Below are 18309 nucleotides of genomic sequence, written 5' to 3'. Positions count from 1 at the left end.
TTTTTTTGAGTTATTCCTTTATCTATTTCTCGACGTCTTTTATAAAATCATCATATTCTAAATAGAATATTTCTATTGCATTCATTTTTTCATTGAAAAAATCAAATATTTCATCCCAATATTTACGGTTACTTACGCTAACATTTAATTTTTCAACCCAAATACGGCTAATTGTTTTTCCATTCTCAAGAGTATGATTTTTTTCAAAAACCAAATCTTTGATAAATTCTTCTTCGAGTATATTTTTTAGAGCTACGAGTTTTTCGAAATATTGTAGGCGTAATTCGTTGTTTCTCATTTCGATATCGATATGTACTTGGGCTTTAGTATTTTCGACATAGAATTTAAACGAGAAATCTTTTATTTTAGTGTCATATAAAAGCCATTTTCTTGGGTATTTTTGAGCGAATTCGACCCAAAATTCGTGTTTTAGTTTTTGATTTTCTTCTTTACTATACATATTATTGGGTTTTGAATGTTTAAAATTTGTTTGACACTTTTTTCTAAAGTATATTTAGGTATTCTTTTATTTGCAAAAATAACCTTTGATTATGAATTTTCAAGACTTTTTACAAATTGTTCCTTATTTCGATACAGTAAATCTTCCTGGAGAAGAGGCACACAATATTATGGTTCCTCAGGAGCGTCTTAAAATTACGAAGAGTTTAAATTTTGATCAAATAAAACCAAAAAATGCGGGCGTAATGATGTTGTTTTATCCTAAAGCAGAGAAAACACATTTGGTTCTCATTGTCCGTAATTCCTATGAAGGGGTTCATTCTTCTCAAATTGCTTTTCCCGGAGGAAAGTATGAAAAAGAAGATGTCAACTTAGAACAAACTGCGTTGAGAGAAACCTTTGAGGAAATTGGTGTTCAGTCAGATAAAATTAATGTTGTGAAGGCTTTTACTCATTTGTATATTCCACCAAGTAACTTTATGGTTCACCCTTTTTTGGGAATTTGCAAAGAGGAAATTATTTTTTATCCAGACTCCAATGAGGTAGCGGGTATAATTGAGCTGCCTTTAACTATTTTTTTGAGCGAATCCATTGTTGTTAGTGCAACTATTAATACTTCCTACGCAAAATCGATTGCCGTTCCTGTTTTCAAAATTGATGAGCATCTTGTTTGGGGGGCAACTGCTATGATGTTAAGTGAATTGAAAATTGTTTTGAATTCTATTTTGAATAAAGTTAATTTTTGAACCGATTGTTTTGTTAAAAGCATAGCTCTTTAATATTAAAAAAGGAAAAATAATCGTAATTTTGCATTCCCAAATCGAAAAAATAAACAAGAAATCTTATGGGATTATTTAAACGAAATCCTTTTGGACACATACTATTTATAAAAAAATGGCTGATTCGAATTTTCGGATTTATTAGCCACAGGCGTTATCGTGGATTTAATGAATTGCAAATAGAAGGTTCTGAAATTATTAAAAAACTTCCTGATACAAACGTTCTTTTTATCTCTAATCATCAAACGTATTTTGCAGATGTAACTGCCATGTTTCATGTATTTAATGCTAGTTTAAGTGGACGTGAAGATTCTATTAAGAATGTTTGGTATATGTGGAATCCAAAACTTAATATTTATTATGTGGCTGCCAAAGAGACTATGAGAGCTGGTTTTTTGCCTAGAATTATGTCTTATGCAGGTGCAATTACTGTAGAACGAACTTGGCGTGCTAAAGGGCAGGATGTAACCGAAAAAAAGGATGTGAATCCAAATGATACTGAGAATATTAAGATTGCTTTGGCTGATGGTTGGGTAATTACTTTTCCGCAAGGAACGACCAAATCGTTTAAGCCAGTCCGAAAGGGGACAGCACACATCATAAAACAGCACAGACCAATAGTTGTACCTATAGTAATTGATGGTTTTCGACGCTCATTTTGCAAGAAAGGGTTGTATATGAAAAAGAAGGGAATTCTACAGTCACTTGTTGTAAAAGAGCCTTTGGATATTGATTATGATAATGATACTATTGAAGAAATTGTTGAGAAAGTAGAATATGCTATTGAGCAACATCCTTCTTTCTTAAAAGTAATTCCAGCAGAAGTTTTAAAAGAACAAGAGGAACTGAATAAAACGAGACAATGGGAATATTAAAATAGAAAAGAGGCATTAGCCTCTTTTTTTTATAAATCTATTTTCTTTAATTCTTCGTAGTTATTTTGCAAACGCTTTAATAAAATACCGTAGATTAATTTATAGACCAGCCAGAAAGCAAATGTGAATAGGGCGGTCGCCAAAATCAATACAACAAAGGATATCAAAGCAATATTTAAAGGCATTTCGGCATTGATCGTCCCATTTTTTGAAGCGTTTTCTAAATAGCCTTCATAAAATAAATAGCCACCAAATACTATAAAAAACACAGCAGAAAATGATAAGTTAAACGCGATGTATTGCTTTACTACTTTTCGGGTTTTTAATATCGTAGAAATCAGTTTTTTGGTGTTGTCATCTACCGCAATTTTGCGATACATGGTGTAGAACTTAAAAATAAAGTATAAAATAACAGCATACAACAAAACGGTTGCAGCTATATAATAACCATAAACCCCCAAATGCTTGATTAATTCCACATTTTTTTCGTCGTATTTAGTAAAGGACAAAATCAATCCCAATACCAATCCCAATCCGAGTTCTATGATGCTCACTATAAAAATCCACTTCACTATCGAAGATGATTTTTTATGAATCATTTTATAAATGTCACTTTCCGATACCTGTTCAAAAGAATCTGAGTTCTTTTTCCAGTCTTTTTTTAATAAATCCAACTCTTTCATACGCCTAATGGATTTAATATTTTTTTTAATTTCCCTTTTATCCTATTCATTTTTACCCTTGCATTCACTTCGCTAATTCCTAAAGTTTCCGATATTTCGGTATAATCTTTGTCTTCTAAATACATAAATACCAACGCTTTTTCGATGTCATTTAATTGATAAACTGCCTTGTACATCAATTTCAACTGCTCTTCCTCTTCATAATTGTATTCAATGTCATGCGTAAAATGCTGTCGACCTTCATATTCGACGGTGGCTATACTGCGTTTGTTTTTTCGATATAATGTAATGGCAGTATTCAAGGCGACTCGATACGCCCAAGTCGAAAATTTGCTTTCGCCTCTAAATTTTGGAAAAGCCTTCCATAATTGAATCGTGATTTCCTGAAACAAATCCTTATGCGCATCCTCACCAGCAGTATACAATCGACAAATCTTGTGGATTATATTCTGGTTTTCTTGCAGTTGCTTGACAAAAGAAGGTTCTAGATTTTCACTCATATTCCATTAGTAGGCCGGATGTACATTTTGTTACAATGCTACACTTTTTTTAAAATAATTAGGAGCACAAACTCCCATTTCATGAAAACACTCTTCCCGCTATTCGTTACAATCTTTTTATTTTTAAAGAAAAAATAAAAAGGATTTTCACTGCTATCGGGGCTATTCCAGAAATTTAGTTTTTCATGAGATCTTTTAAAGAAAAAAATATCTTTAACACCACAAATCAACAACTTACAATGGTCTTACTTTATAATAATTCACCATTAAATTCACGAACTTACTGTAACTATCCATGCCATCTTTTTGCTGATTGATTTTCAAAAAACGATCATAAAAAGCATGAAAACCAGTTTCGATTGGAGTTTGGTACTCTTCCCAAAAATCTCGACTTTCTTTATAGTTTTTTAGAATTCCTGGATGAACGGTTTTTAATAATTGATCAAAAGTATTTTCATTTCTAACTTGCCAATTATTTAAACAATAGCGCAGAGCCATGCTGTATCCCGAATATTGAATGTATAAATCATCATTATTTATAGACGACATAAAACCAATAAAATTACATTCACTTTCGCTTGCATATCCCATTTGATGAGCCATTTCATGATTTGTAGTCATCGGAAAACTGTACATTGGACCTAAATCATTTACCTGTGCTTCATTGGTAAAAGGATTTAAATATCCACTAAAACCCATATAAGTCAGAGGCAAACTAAAAAGAGATTTTTTGATGCTCAAATGGGAGTAGGTGAAAAAAGCATATTTTTTGGAAAGGTTTTTATATCCATTTTGATTCATCTCAAAAACTTGGTTTTGCGAATAGGGAAATGTAACTTTCAGGCTATCATTTTTTGTAATCTGACTTTGAATTGTATTTGTTTTAGTTATTAATTTTTTTGTAAACGCTAATAAATCCGCATCAGTATAATCTCTTTCAATATTCATTTTTTCAAACAGAGGTTCGCGGTAATAATTTAAAGCCCAGAGAAAATGAAAGAAAAAATAAAAGACAGATAAAACACTCAAAATGGATAAAATATTGTTTTTCCATTCTAGTGTCCAAGATTTTCTTTTTGTCCAAAACCACTTTAACGCGAAAACAATTAGAATAAAATAAATGCAATCTCCTACTGAAAACGGAATTTTACCTAAAACAATTCTTGAAAATTTAGAGATATAAACATAGATTCCATTGCTGTAAAAAAGTTCAACGTATTCTGGGAAAAACCGAATGATTTTTAAGGCTATGATTTGAACCAAGAAGAGTAGGGGCAGAATGTATTTACGTTTCACAAGTTAGATTTTGGAAATGTAAATATAATATTATTGTCTTTAAATCAGTAAAAGTGTTTATTTAATCTATGGGTTTTTAAGGAATGAAAAGTTTTTGTTTATTGTGATTTCTTGCGTTAGGGATGGCAGTGGAGCTCTTTTTTATCAATTGCCACGGGTTTAAACCCGTGGCAATTGATAAAAAAAGCGGGAACGAACAGCCCGACCTTTAGGGAACGCCCAAAACAATTTTAAAACAAATTTCCTTAGTTAATTACTGCCGAAAAGAATTTAAACTTTGTAACTTTGAAGCTTGTAAATGTTAAACCTCAAACAAAAAATAAATGAGTCAAGAGATAAGAAATCTAGAACCAAAAGCACTTTGGAACAAATTTGCCGATTTGAATGCGGTGCCTCGTCCTTCCAAAAAAGAAGAGCGTGTAATTGAGTTTATGAAAGACTTCGGTACTAATTTGGGGCTTGAAACTTTTGAAGATGAAATCCGAAATGTAATTATCCGTAAACCTGCCACTCCTGGCATGGAAAATAGAAAAGCACTTGTTTTGCAGGGGCATTTGGATATGGTGCATCAAAAAAATACGGATACAGTTTTTGATTTTGATACTCAGGGAATTGATATGTATGTTGATGGAGACTGGGTTCGCGCTAGGGGAACGACTCTTGGTGCCGATAACGGTCTTGGTGTAGCGACTATTATGGCAATTTTGGAAAGCAAAGATATTCCACATCCGGCGATTGAAGCTTTGTTTACGATAGACGAAGAAACTGGAATGACAGGAGCGTTGAATTTACAAGGAGGAATTCTTCGTGGAGATATTTTATTGAATCTGGATACCGAAGAGGATGATGAAATTGGTATTGGATGTGCTGGAGGAATGGATGTTACCGCTACTGCCGAGTATGATGAAGAGGAAACTCCAGAAGGTTCTGTTGGTTATATCATTAAGGTAAAAGGGTTAAATGGAGGACATTCCGGGATGGATATCCACAAAGGTTTGGGTAACGCCAACAAAATTATGAATCGTTTATTATTTGACGGTTTTGATAATTTTGGATTGCAGATTTCTGAAATAAATGGAGGAAGTCTTCGCAATGCAATTCCGCGTGAAAGCACAGCAAAAGTAATTATTGCGGCGGTTTATGATGAGGCTTTTGTTTTTGATATGCAACAAATTGTAAACGAAATCAAAGCGGAGTTTCAAACAACCGAGCCTAATTTGGAAGTGGTTTTTGAAAAATTAGATTCTGTTCCTGCAACTGTAATGCCTACGATTGCTCAGTTTTATTTCGTTCGTTCGATGTACACTGCGCATAATGGCGTTTATAGAATGAGTGCTGATTTTGATAATCTTGTTGAAACTTCCAATAATATTGCCAAAGTTGTGCTAGGTGAAGGGAAACTTTCAGTGCAATGTTTGACGCGTTCTTCAGTAGAATCGTCCAAATTTGATTTGGCAAATGCTTTGCGTTCTGCATTTGAGCTTATGGGTTGTGAAGTGGAATTCTCTGGTTCATATCCAGGATGGACACCAAATCCTAAGTCTGAGATATTGGATGTTTTGGTTTCTGTTTATGAAAAACAAAATGGAGAAAAACCAAACGTAGCGGCTTGTCATGCAGGATTGGAATGCGGAATTCTAGGAACAAATTATCCTGACATGGATATGATTTCTTTTGGGCCAACTATTCACGGTGCACATTCACCAGACGAAAGAGCGAGTATTTCTTCTTCTCAAAAATATTGGAAATTTATATTGGAAATTTTGAAAAATATTCCAGTAAAATAGTATTCAGTGTTCAGTTAAAAAAAAGTGTTCAGTTATGTTTTAACTGAACACTTTTTTTAATACTAAAAAATTAACGGTCAGTTAAGTAAATTGATTACTGAAAACTGGCCACTGCCGACTACTTTTTTAGTCTCTTTTAGGACTGTTTTTCTTTTCTCTCTTCTCTTCCTTTTTTTCTTTTGCGGTTTTAAGAGGCTCTTTTTTGACGGTTTTCTTTGCGTCTTGACTTTTTGCCATGGTAGTATATTTTTAGTTGTTTATTATAAAATTAATCTAGTAAAGTTACTATTTTTATTTCTTCTTTAAAAATAATATGAAACCTAGAACACTCACTATTAAGATTGTTAATGCAGCTAAAACCATTGTCAGGTCGCGAACGTTTTTACCTGCCCAGTCCATAAATAAAAATTTATGAAATATGGCAAAAGAATAACCCTCGGCTACATCTGCATTTTCGATAACTGCTGCTAGTCTGGAGGTGGAAGTCTCTATGAAGTAAGTTGTCTTTTCGGGTGTGTCAAACGCTAGTTTTATTACAGGTAAACGTTTGTTAGCGAAACCATATTCGCGACTTTCGAATTCAGTGATCGCTTTGGTTTCTAATAAAGTTGCTTTTTCAAGACTTGGTTTACTTTCGGTATCGCTGTCCATTTCACAACAACTAGGTTTACCGCCATTGGTATCACTAAAATAGAATGCAAGAAATTTAGCGTATTCTAAATCAAGGTTTGGCGTTACTTTGTTGGTTAAAGAGTTGATGTAAATAATTTCGTTTTTTGGATTTTCTTTTTTGTCCCATTTCGATTTAGAATCTGTTTTGGGAGTGTCATATTTAACTTTGGATTCTGCCAATTGGGCTCTGTAATAGATGCTATCGTTTAAAGTGATAATGCTTAAGTTTTCCAGTCGATTCCAATCTAAATGAATTTTGTTGCTAGATATTGAAAGGTCTTTCGTTTCAAAAATTGGTTCATAGACCATTTTATCTAAAGTATACGGCTCCCATTTTGTGGTGGCATGATAAGCTCCGCTAAAGGCAAATGTCAACGTGAATAATGAAACCCAAATTCCGATTTGGCGATGGTATTTTCGTAATCCTTTTTTAGAAGTCAAACTATCGGTTTTTTTGAATTGCTTCCAAAATAAACCATATATTACAATGCCACTTAGAGCAGAAAAGAATATAATTGAAAGGAATAAAATCATAAAAACGATGCGAATGCTATTATTACTGATAGCATCGACAAAAGACCAATTATGGAAAGTATCGAAAAACCAAATGAACGCTTGTCTTGATTTTGGATTGTAAGTAGCCAATTTACTCGAAGCCGTTTCTACATACACTTCCATTCCGTCAGGACGATTAAAAGAGGTTTTGTAAACCGGTAAATAACGATTGATATATTTGTATTGCGAAGTAAATTCGGTTAGTAAATCAGTTTTTTCAATGGAACTTTTTTGATCGTCTAGAAAATAGCGGGAAAGCCAATGAGCGTATTTTTGATCGCCATTTTCTAGTTTTTTTGCATCTAAAGTGTTGAAATACAAAAGATCGCCTTGTACTGTTTTTACTTGATAAAAAGTTGCGTTTTCAAACGAAACGATTCTGAAATTTTTAAACTCGGTTATATTATTTTTTGCTAAAACTTCTTGAATTGAAAAAGTTAATTGTGCTTTGTCAATTGGTTTTGCTTCAAGGCGTTCATGGGCGATGGTAGGTTTGAAAAAATGCGCCATAAAAGGATGCATTAATCCAGACAATGTCCAAAAAATAACTGGAATTATTGTGATAATTCCAATAGTACGATGCCAAGCATATATTTTTTGTTTTATTTTTTTAACGAACTTGGAATCTTTCTTTTTTGAAGATTTTCCTTCTTTTGGTGTATGACTCATAGTTTCCTTTTTTAGCCCCGGTATCCAATTGCTCTCGCAATTACCTTTTGTGGCGGTGTTCGCCACAAAAGATACAGCGGATGACGGGATTAGCTCCTGATTTTTATTTTCTTAATGAAAAATTATATTGTAAACCGATCAAAAACGTTCTTGGTGCAGCTGCGGTATAACTCGGTTGAGAGCTTGTTGTGTTTGCTCTAGAGACATTATAAGCGTATAATTTATCAGTAATATTGATGATGTTGCCGTAGATTTCAATGCCTTTCCATTCATAACTTGCTCTGAAATTAAAAATATCATAACCTGCATATTTTACGGTATTGATTTGGTCTTGGTAATAATTTCCAACTGATTGCCATTCTAACGATGTTCTAAATTTTGGAAACCAATTTGGATAATAACTGATTTCTGAATTTCCAGACCATCTTGGAGCTTGTGGCATTTCTTTTCCGTCTAGGTTTTGTAAAGCATCGGTTGGATTGTCAGAAACTTTGAAATCAATAAAAGTGTGTTTGGCAAAAGTACCTCCAAATCGGATGTTTAATTGATCGTTTACTATTTTGTAATTACCACCAAATTCAACTCCTTTATGACTGGTTTCTCCAACAGAACGGTAGTCGGTAGAATTGTCTGGTAAACGAACACTCAATAATTCGTTTTTACCTTCCATATAATATACTGCATAGTCAAGGTTTAATTTGCCTTTGAATAATGATAACCAGCCTCCAACTTCATAATTATTGAAGGTTGCTGGCTCTAGGTTGTAATAGAATTCTGCCGGTTTTCCTGTTGTTCCGCCTGTTCCAGGTTTCGCCTTAAAAATATAAGTGATTCCAGGAGGTGAAAAACCTTGGGCATAATTAGCATAAATTCCAGTGAATTGAACTGGATTATAGTTGATACCTGCTTTAAAAGTAGGCTTGTCATACGTTTTTGTTCCTGTTGAGTGATCCAAAGCATTATTATAATCCACTTTCATGTTATCATAACGTGCTCCAGCTGTTACAATTAATTGTTGAATTGGATTGATGCTTACTTGTGCATATCCAGCAGTATTGTAAATGTCAGCAGTGTAATCTGTTAATCTTACGTCAGGGCGCTCGGACGTAATTTCATAATAATTTACGGTTTGTTTCCCAGGAATTCCAGGATTTAGGGTTGCTTTCATTTCTAATAAATAAGCCCAATAGGTTACAGGCGAATAATCGTATAATGCGCCTGCTACAATTTTAGTATTTAGAAAATCGAATTTTTGAGTGTGTTGTCCAATGGCGCCATAGCTTTTGAAATTATTCGAGTTAACTTCACCAGTTGCAGTAGTAGGATTCACTGTTGGACTCCATTTTATTCCATAAGTTGGATTTTGTCCTAATTTATTGTCTCGATAATAGGCAGTAATATAACTACTGGCGTTGTCATTCCAGTCGTGCTCTAAGGTCAATCGTGTTCTTAAAGCATCTGATTTTCGATACGTAAAATCAGTTGTGCTTTTATAGGTTCGGTTATAAAAAGCTTCTTCATTTACACCTCCGCTCATGTCCGAATAATACTTACCCCACATCGTATTACTGATTAATCGTGTTTTAGAGCTGATATTGTAATCAATTCGTGCGTTTAGGTTGTCTTTGTTATAATCGGAATAGGTCATCCAGCCATTTTCTTGTAAACTAGAGATTCCTGCAATATGAAAACCAACTTTACCAATAGTTGTCCCGCCAGCAACTTGAATTCGTCTATAACCAAATTGGTCAGCTTGGATTCCAAATTTGAATTCTGGGTTAATGGAAGGTTTAAGTGAAATTAAATTGATTGTACCCCCAACAGCTTCAGGTCCGTATAAAGAAGAAGCAGGTCCTTTTACCACCTCAATGTTTTGAAGATTGAATTGATTGATTTCTAATAAAGCGTTGTGGTTAAAAATTCCCATTGGTCGAATAGGTAAACCGTCTTCCAGATATAAATAATAGGCATTTGTTGTCATTGGTTGACGAATGGACATCATGTGTTGTTCATTACCTAAATTGACCATCAATACACCAGGTGTTTTATTAATGATTTCATAAGCAGCTACGGCTTTAGTTTCATTAATGGTTTTTGAGGTGATTTTACTGATTGCTACTGGTGTTTCTTTACGTAATGTTGCAGAACGATTGGCGGTTACAAAAACATTTTCCAGTTCTGTAGATTTTATAGTGTCCTTTTCGATTTTATTTTGCGCAACAGTAATTTGTCCTAATAATAGGAAACTAAATAGTATTTTCTTCATTTAATGATTTATATAAATTGTAGATAATAATAATTACTTTATTGGTTTAGTGCCAATAAAATAAGCTTTTCAAGAAGATTGAAAAGTGAAACTAGAATTTATATAAAATAGGAAGGAGGACGAAAATTTGATAAAGCAATCGAGATTGGTTTTTTATCAAAAGTAATGTAGTTTTTTTGTGTTGAAAAATAGGGAATTACAACTGAGTGATTCATTTCAGTATTGTTTTGAACATACACCAATTCTGTTTTTTCTTTAAGATGGTTGTTCATTTTTTTCTCGTTGTCTTCGAATTGCTTTAAACTTTTTTGAAGTTCACAACGTCCATTACAAGTGTTAAATTCTAATTTTTTTTGTACACAAATGGTTTTTGAAATTTCGTCTTGGTTTATTTTAAAATTTGCATAGACTATCATATTACCCAAAGAAGGTAGTAGTAATAGTGTTGAAAGTGCTATGGCAAAAAGAAGTTTCAATGAAAAAATTTTTGCAAATATAGGGAATTTGATTCTAACCAAAACTTTAAAAAGAAAAAATCCCCAACCATTTTCATAGTTGAGGATTTTCAAATATTTAAAACGAAATATTATTCGTTAACAATTACCCATTGTCCTGACGCCAATAAACTTTCAGCTTTTTTGAACTTCATTTCTTGGGTTTGTCCGTTGGCAACATTTTGTATAGTTACGTTGTCATTACGGTTTATTTTTGGCATATCGCGAACAATAGTTTCAGTTACTTGTCGTTGTTGAGTTTCCCCAGCTTCACGATTTGCATTTTCGCTATTTGGAATTTCGTCTTTGCTTAATTTATAATCTTCAACTTGACGCTCGATTCTCGCTTCTTCAATAACAGGAGCGTTTTGAGCAGGAAGATCACCTTTGAACAAGAACGAAATTACTTCTTTGTTCACATTGTCAAGCATACCGCGGAACAAGTTGAACGCTTCTAATTTGTAAATAAGCAATGGATCTTTTTGTTCGTGAACGGCTAATTGAACAGATTGTTTCAACTCGTCCATTTTACGCAAATGTTTTTTCCAAGCTTCATCAACAATAGATAAAGTGATGTTTTTTTCAAAATCAGCTACCAATTGATTTCCTTCTGTTTCGTAGGCTTTCTTTAAATCAGTTACTACGTTAAACATTTTGATACCATCTGTAAATGGAACTACAATACGTTCAAATTGGTTATTTCTGTCTTCGTAAACATTTTTAATGATAGGGAAAGCTTCTCTAGCACTTCTCTCTGTTTTTTGAGTATAAAATTCAAGGGCTGCTTTATATAGTTTTCCTGTAATTTCAATTTCAGTCAGTTTAGAGAAATCTTCTTGTGAAACTGGTGAAGTGAATGAGAAATAACGAATAATTTCAAATTCAAAATCTTTGAAACTATTTTTAGCTTTATTTTCATCAACAATTAGTTCGCAAGTATCGTAAAGCATGTTGGCAATGTCCAGTTTCAAACGCTCACCAAACAAGGCGTGACGACGACGTTTGTAAACTACTTCACGCTGTGCATTCATTACGTCATCATATTCTAATAAACGTTTACGAGTACCAAAGTTATTTTCTTCTACTTTTTTCTGAGCACGTTCGATAGATTTGGTCATCATAGAATGCTGAATTACTTCACCTTCTTGCAATCCCATTCTGTCCATTACTTTTGCAACTCTTTCAGAACCAAATAAACGCATCAAGTTGTCTTCAAGAGAAACATAAAATTGAGAACTTCCTGGGTCACCTTGACGTCCTGCACGACCACGTAACTGACGGTCAACACGACGTGAATCGTGACGCTCCGTACCTACGATTGCTAAACCTCCAGCAGCTTTTACTTCTGGGGTAAGTTTGATATCTGTACCACGACCCGCCATATTGGTTGCAATAGTTACGACTCCTGCTTTACCAGCTTCTTCTACAATTTGAGCCTCTTGTTTGTGCATTTTTGCATTCAATACGTTGTGAGTTACACCACGCATTTTCAACATACGGCTTAATAATTCTGATATCTCAACAGAAGTAGTACCAATAAGAACTGGTCTTCCTGCTTTCGATAATTCGGTTACGTCTTCAATTACTGCATTGAATTTTTCACGAGTAGTTTTGTAGATAAAGTCTTCTTTGTCTATACGAGAGATTCCTCTGTTAGTTGGAATTTCAACAACATCTAGTTTGTAAATTTCCCAAAGTTCTCCAGCTTCAGTTACAGCTGTTCCAGTCATACCTCCCAGTTTGCTATACATTCTGAAATAGTTCTGTAATGTAACCGTTGCAAATGTTTGAGTAGCTGCTTCAATTTTTACATTTTCTTTGGCTTCAATCGCTTGGTGTAAACCGTCTGAGTAACGACGACCATCCATAATACGACCTGTTTGCTCATCAACAATCATGATTTTATTGTCCATGATAACATATTCTACATCTTTTTCAAAAAGAGAATATGCTTTCAAAAGTTGAGTCAAAGTATGGATACGTTCGCTTTTTACTCCAAAATCTTGGAATAATCTTTCTTTTTCTTCTGCTTCGGCATCTTTGTCTAATTTTTTCTTTTCGATAGCAGCAATTTCAGTTCCAATGTCTGGAAGGACAAAAAAGTCAGAATCAGTATCTTTTGAAAGAAAGGCGACACCATTATCAGTTAAACTAACTTGGTTGTTTTTTTCTTCAATTACAAAATACAATGCTTCATCCACTTTCGGCATTTCACGATTGTTATCCTGCATGTAAGAGTTTTCGGTTTTTTGAAGCAATTGTTTAATTCCTTCTTCACTCAAAAATTTAATTAAAGCTTTGTTTTTTGGTAAACTTCTATAAGCTCTCAATAATTGGAAACCACCATCTTTAGTATTTCCTTCTTTGATTAATCTTTTTGCTTCGGTAAGAAAACCATTTGCCAGTTGACGCTGTAAGGCAACCAAATTTTCGATTTTTGGTTTTAACTCATTAAATTCATGACGGTCTCCTTGTGGAACTGGCCCAGAAATGATAAGTGGTGTACGGGCATCATCAATTAATACAGAATCGACCTCATCGACAATTGCATAATTGTGTTTTCTTTGAACTAAATCTTCAGGAGAATGAGACATGTTATCTCTTAGGTAATCAAAACCAAATTCGTTATTCGTACCATAAGTAATGTCTGCATTATAAGCATTTCTTCTTCCTTCAGTACTTGGCTGATGATTGTCAATACAGTCAACAGTCAAGCCGTGAAATTCGAATAAAGGCGCTTTCCATGTACTATCACGTTTTGCTAAGTAATCATTCACAGTTACCAAATGCACACCGTTTCCAGTTAAAGCATTTAAATATAATGGCAAAGTAGCCACCAAAGTTTTACCTTCCCCTGTTTGCATTTCTGCAACTTTACCTTCGTGCAACACCATTCCACCAATTAATTGAACATCATAGTGAATCATGTCCCAAGTAATTTGCTTCCCTGCCGCATTCCAAGTGTTAGCCCAGATTGCATTGTTTCCATCAAGGGTAATATAACTTTTTGAAGCAGAAAGCTCTCTATCTTTTGGAGTAGCAGCTACAGTAATTTGAGTATTATCTTTGAAACGTCTTGCAGTTTCTTTAACTACTGAAAAAGCTTCTGGAAGAATTTCTAGTAATGTTTTTTCAGAGATATCGTAAGCTTCTTTTTCAAGAGCATCAATAGCAATATAAATATCTTCGCGTTTGTCGATGTCTTCAATGCTTTCTACTTCTAGTTTAAGGGAAGCAATTTTAGCATCTTTTTCAGAACGAGCCTGTTTTATTTTTTCTTTAAAAAAAACGGTTCTAGCTCTTAATTCGTCATGTGACAAAGCTTGTAAAGTGCTTTCAAAAGTCTTTATTTTATTTAAATACGGTTGTAAAGCCTTTACATCTTTCTCGGATTTATCTCCAACAAAGATTTTAATAATACTGTTTATGAAACTCATGATCTGTTTTTATTTCTATTTTAATATATCTGCGTAAATTTAAACAAAAAAAAAGCCTCTTTTGAGACTTTTTCTTGGTTTACTTTTTAATATTCATCCTCATTCCAAAGATAATCTTCGTCCGTTGGATAATCTGGCCAAATTTCTTCCATTGATTCATATATCTCGCCTTCATCTTCAATTGATTGAAGGTTTTCTACTACTTCTAATGGAGCTCCAGCTCTAATAGCGTAGTCAATAAGTTCGTCTTTGTTAGCAGGCCACGGCGCATCGCTTAAATATGATGCTAATTCTAATGTCCAATACATATCTGTCGATTTAGTTTTGTGCAAAAATAAATTTTTTACTGAAAAAGACAAGTAAAAAACGATTTATTTTTTATAAAGTTAAGAACGTTTTGTTGATTGCTGATTTTTGATGTTGGATTAACGATTTTTGATTTAAATAAATAATTCTATTGAATATTTAAGTTGTTGATATTTAGTTTTTTAAATATTTTTTTTTATTTTTAATAAATCTGAAATCAAAAATCGTTACTCTTCAATCTGAAATCTATTTCCTCGGTATCCATTTTACTTCATCAGCGTTTAAATCAAATGACAACTTTCGTGCCAATACAAAAAGGTAGTCAGAAAGTCGGTTTAAGTATTTAATTGCTATTTCGGCAACAGGTTCATTATGACTTAAATGCACCGCTAATCGTTCTGCACGACGGCAAACGCATCTTGCTATATGACAATATGACACTGTTTGATGTCCTCCAGGCAATACAAAATGAGTCATTGGCGGAAGTACTTCTTCCATAGTGTCTATTTCTTTTTCTAATAATTCGATATCGGATTCAGTTATACCGAGTTTTTTTAATCGAAGTTCACCATTTTTCATAACTTCTTTTTCAGGAGGAGTTGCTAAAATGGCCCCGATAGTAAATAAACGATCTTGAATTTCGATTAAAATATCTTTGTAATGATTGTTTATTTCTTGGTCACGAATGAGTCCAATATAGGAATTCAATTCGTCAACCGTTCCGTAACTTTCTATGCGAATATGGTCTTTTGGTACTCGGGTGCCTCCAAAAAGGGCTGTAGTTCCTCCGTCACCTGTTTTGGTGTATACTTTCATTTTTGCTGTTTAATCGGTTATTTGTTTAATCGGTTATTTGTTTAATCGGTTATTTGTTTAATCGTTTATTCAATTCAACGATTAAACAAATAAACAGTTAAACTTTACTAGTGTCGCTTTCAATAATTCCATCTCTCAAACGAATTACTCTGTGAGCATAAGCTGCTATTTCTTCTTCGTGAGTTACAAGTATAACAGTGTTTCCGTTTGCATGAATATCACCAAAAAGTTTCATGATTTCTAGAGATGTTTTACTGTCTAGATTTCCTGTTGGTTCATCAGCAAGTATGATAGATGGTTTGTTTACCAATGCTCTGGCTATAGCCACACGTTGGCGTTGTCCTCCAGAAAGTTGATTGGGTTGATGGTCCATTCTATCGCTAAGATTTACTTGAGTTAAAACTTCGGTGGCGCGAATAGTACGTTCTGATTTTGAGTATCCAGCATATATCATAGGTAGTGCTACATTATCAAGTGCTGTTGTTCTTGGTAAAAGATTGAATGTTTGAAAAACAAAACCAATTTCTTTGTTTCTGATTTCGGCCAATTCGTCGTCTTTCATATGGCTTACATTTTTCCCATTCAAAATATAAGTACCAGATGTAGGAGTGTCTAAACAACCTAATAAATTCATTAATGTAGATTTTCCAGATCCTGAAGGTCCCATTAATGCTACATATTCCCCTTTATTAATTTCTAAATCTATGCCTTTGAGTACATAAACGATTTCGTTTCCAAGAACAAAATCTCTTTTGATATTGGTGATTTTTATAAGTGGGTTTTTCATCAGAATTTTATATTGTTGATTTTATTTTAAAAGTACAAAAGACTTTTAATTTATGATAAGTAGTTGTTGCTGGTTTTTTGTTACAATTTAATAAAGCTAATATCATGTAGGAATGGGCTATTATGAATTTATTGGTCAGAAATGGATTTTGAGCGTATAGACGGTTTTGTTATTAAATTGTAGGAATGGAGATTTTTGTTTATTTTGAAACAATAAATTTGTAGTAATAAAAATACAAAAAATAAAAAAGTATGTATTTTGGCGATTTTATATTTATATTAACGATTTATTTTGCTTTATTTTTAATTTCATATTGTACATTTGTATAAATGTAAGGGTTGAAATTATTTTTGGTTAGTTAAATAATAATTTAGCCTATATCATTAGATTAAAATTGGTTATTTGGTTTAAAAAAGGCAGTCATGGGGGTGACTGCCTTTTTTTACGCCAAATTTGTATTAGAAAAAGCTAATGTTTTGCTTTTAAAAGGCAAGAGATATTAGTCTGCTATTGTGTAAATCTGAGTGATATCTTTCAAAATCTCTGTAAAGTTGATTTTCAAGTCAATTAATTGTCCGCTGTGAATATCAAAAATCCATCCGTAAACTTTTAAGTTTCGGTCTTTGAAAGCTCTTTGTACTTCGGCTGTTTTGATAACGTTGATACATTGTTCCTGAACGTTTAATTCTACCAGTTTTTTATATTTTTCTTCTTCGTTCTCTATCTTGTCCAATGTTTTTTGATGAAGTCGGTACACGTCTCGAATGTTTCTCAGCCATGGATTTAAAATCCCTAAATCCGATTGTTGCATAGCCGCAAGAACACCACCACAGCCATAATGACCACAAACGACGATGTGATTTACTTTTAAATGAACAACTGCATAATTAATAACCGACATGGAATTGAGGTCGGTATTAGGAACCATATTAGCAATGTTACGGTGTACGAATACTTTTCCAGGTTCTAAACCCATCAGTTCCTCGGCAGAAACGCGACTATCCGAACAACCGATATAGAGAAATTCTGGTGACTGTCCTTTTCCTAGTTTGTCAAAATACTGATCATCTATTTCGAGTTGTTTGATGATCCAATTTTGGTTGTTTTCAAAAATTTGATTGATATCCATAAGGCTAATTTTAAATCTAAGTTCTTATAATAAAATGTTGTTTGGGTTGTTCGTATCTAAAGAATACCAATCCCCATTGAAAAGTGTCAATACTTACAGTAACTTTTGGATGTTTTTTAATGATTTCCCAAGCTTCTTCCATATCTGCAGACCAATGAATGTCATCAAAAATCCATACAGTTTCGTTGGTAATTGTAGGTAATAATAATTCGAAATAGTCTAAAGTCGCTTTTTTAGAATGGTTGCCGTCGAAGTATATTAGTTGATGGTTGGTGGTTGATAGTTGATGGTTTTTAAAGTAATTATTAAATTCCGTTATTACAGATTCGACATTATTGAAATTGAATTTTTGAAATTGCAATTGTGCTTGTTTTGCTGTTTCTGGACAACCTTCTAAAGTTACAATAGATGCTTTTGGATTTCCTAAAGACAGGGCAGAAGTGGCTAATCCAAGAGATGTTCCAATTTCTAAAATACTTTCAGTCTGAAAATAATTGACAAGTCGAAATAATAATTCAGCACGTTTTGGAGAAATTCCTGCGGTTTTAGCAATCTGAGCAATTTGCCTGGTATTCGATTTAAAAACTCTGGAGCCTGCACCAAAATCCGTTACTTCAATAGTATTTTTATTTTCTAAAAGTGAATTTCTATATTCCTTTAAAATAGTATATTCTGATTTTGATTTTTTATCATAAAAGCATTTGGTAATCAAAGTAAAGACAAATGGCGAATGTACAGCATGTTCGTTTTTGGAATGCCAAAGGAATTTAATATAGGATTTGATTTGGAAGAGCATAGG

The 18309-nt window shown here is 33.3% G+C and carries 16 protein-coding genes; 3 read left to right on the top strand and 13 right to left on the bottom strand.

The window, feature by feature from the left end:
* Positions 1 to 22: 22 nt before the first annotated feature.
* Positions 23 to 460 (bottom strand): DUF4268 domain-containing protein, encoded by a 438-nt coding sequence (locus tag ACUN3A_RS03995; RefSeq protein WP_445550058.1) that lies wholly within the window; start codon positions 458 to 460, stop codon positions 23 to 25.
* Positions 461 to 551: 91 nt separating this feature from the next.
* Between ACUN3A_RS03995 and ACUN3A_RS03990 the strand changes: the two genes are divergently transcribed.
* Together ACUN3A_RS03990 and ACUN3A_RS03985 are read left to right on the top strand one after the other, a co-directional pair.
* A complete protein-coding gene (locus ACUN3A_RS03990) occupies positions 552 to 1205 on the top strand; it encodes an NUDIX hydrolase (protein ID WP_445550057.1) in 654 nt (217 codons plus the stop codon).
* Between the two features lie 98 nt (positions 1206 to 1303).
* Positions 1304 to 2113, top strand: a complete 810-nt coding sequence (locus ACUN3A_RS03985; protein WP_445550056.1) for a lysophospholipid acyltransferase family protein — start codon at positions 1304 to 1306, stop codon at positions 2111 to 2113.
* Positions 2114 to 2142: 29 nt separating this feature from the next.
* On the opposite strand, the gene ACUN3A_RS03980 is transcribed toward ACUN3A_RS03985, so the two are convergent.
* The 3 genes from ACUN3A_RS03980 to ACUN3A_RS03970 all read right to left on the bottom strand — a co-directional run bounded on the left by ACUN3A_RS03980 (position 2143) and on the right by ACUN3A_RS03970 (position 4592).
* Positions 2143 to 2796: a hypothetical protein gene (locus tag ACUN3A_RS03980; RefSeq protein ID WP_445550055.1), complete on the bottom strand. Its 654-nt coding sequence runs from the start codon at positions 2794 to 2796 to the stop codon at positions 2143 to 2145.
* A complete protein-coding gene (locus ACUN3A_RS03975; protein WP_445550054.1) occupies positions 2793 to 3296 on the bottom strand; it encodes an RNA polymerase sigma factor in 504 nt (167 codons plus the stop codon). The genes ACUN3A_RS03980 and ACUN3A_RS03975 overlap by 4 nt, the downstream gene beginning before the upstream one ends.
* 234 nt (positions 3297 to 3530) lie before the next feature.
* The gene (locus tag ACUN3A_RS03970) at positions 3531 to 4592 is read right to left on the bottom strand and encodes a DUF3810 domain-containing protein (protein WP_445550053.1); all 1062 of its coding nucleotides are present in this window, start codon (positions 4590 to 4592) and stop codon (positions 3531 to 3533) included.
* 323 nt (positions 4593 to 4915) lie between these two features.
* On the opposite strand from ACUN3A_RS03970, the gene ACUN3A_RS03965 reads away from it, so the two are divergent.
* A complete protein-coding gene (locus ACUN3A_RS03965; protein ID WP_445550052.1) occupies positions 4916 to 6379 on the top strand; it encodes an aminoacyl-histidine dipeptidase in 1464 nt (487 codons plus the stop codon).
* 291 nt (positions 6380 to 6670) lie between these two features.
* On the opposite strand, the gene ACUN3A_RS03960 is transcribed toward ACUN3A_RS03965, so the two are convergent.
* The 9 genes from ACUN3A_RS03960 to ACUN3A_RS03920 all read right to left on the bottom strand — a co-directional run bounded on the left by ACUN3A_RS03960 (position 6671) and on the right by ACUN3A_RS03920 (position 18306).
* Complete coding sequence (locus ACUN3A_RS03960; RefSeq protein WP_445550051.1) at positions 6671 to 8275, bottom strand: PepSY-associated TM helix domain-containing protein; 1605 nt, start codon at positions 8273 to 8275, stop codon at positions 6671 to 6673.
* Positions 8276 to 8378: 103 nt separating this feature from the next.
* Positions 8379 to 10541: a TonB-dependent receptor gene (locus ACUN3A_RS03955; protein ID WP_445550050.1), complete on the bottom strand. Its 2163-nt coding sequence runs from the start codon at positions 10539 to 10541 to the stop codon at positions 8379 to 8381.
* A gap of 98 nt (positions 10542 to 10639) precedes the next feature.
* Positions 10640 to 11017, bottom strand: a complete 378-nt coding sequence (locus tag ACUN3A_RS03950) for a hypothetical protein (protein ID WP_445550049.1) — start codon at positions 11015 to 11017, stop codon at positions 10640 to 10642.
* Between the two features lie 110 nt (positions 11018 to 11127).
* Entirely contained in the window at positions 11128 to 14472 is a 3345-nt protein-coding gene (gene secA, locus ACUN3A_RS03945; RefSeq protein ID WP_445550048.1) for a preprotein translocase subunit SecA, read from the bottom strand.
* Between the two features lie 86 nt (positions 14473 to 14558).
* Positions 14559 to 14780, bottom strand: a complete 222-nt coding sequence (locus ACUN3A_RS03940; protein ID WP_007138072.1) for a DUF2795 domain-containing protein — start codon at positions 14778 to 14780, stop codon at positions 14559 to 14561.
* 244 nt (positions 14781 to 15024) lie between these two features.
* Positions 15025 to 15594 carry a cob(I)yrinic acid a,c-diamide adenosyltransferase gene (locus ACUN3A_RS03935; RefSeq protein ID WP_445550047.1) on the bottom strand — a complete coding sequence of 190 codons (570 nt, stop codon included), beginning with the start codon at positions 15592 to 15594 and terminating at the stop codon, positions 15025 to 15027.
* A 97-nt stretch (positions 15595 to 15691) separates the two neighbouring features.
* Positions 15692 to 16381 carry an ABC transporter ATP-binding protein gene (locus tag ACUN3A_RS03930; RefSeq protein WP_445550046.1) on the bottom strand — a complete coding sequence of 230 codons (690 nt, stop codon included), beginning with the start codon at positions 16379 to 16381 and terminating at the stop codon, positions 15692 to 15694.
* 499 nt (positions 16382 to 16880) lie between these two features.
* Positions 16881 to 17510, bottom strand: a complete 630-nt coding sequence (locus tag ACUN3A_RS03925; protein ID WP_445550045.1) for a carbonic anhydrase — start codon at positions 17508 to 17510, stop codon at positions 16881 to 16883.
* A gap of 16 nt (positions 17511 to 17526) precedes the next feature.
* Complete coding sequence (locus tag ACUN3A_RS03920) at positions 17527 to 18306, bottom strand: O-methyltransferase (protein ID WP_445550044.1); 780 nt, start codon at positions 18304 to 18306, stop codon at positions 17527 to 17529.
* Positions 18307 to 18309 lie beyond the last annotated feature (3 nt).

The organism is Flavobacterium sp. WC2509, from assembly GCF_052683105.1.
Note: the sequence above shows the minus strand (reverse complement) of the source record. Positions and strands in the feature narration are given on the sequence as shown.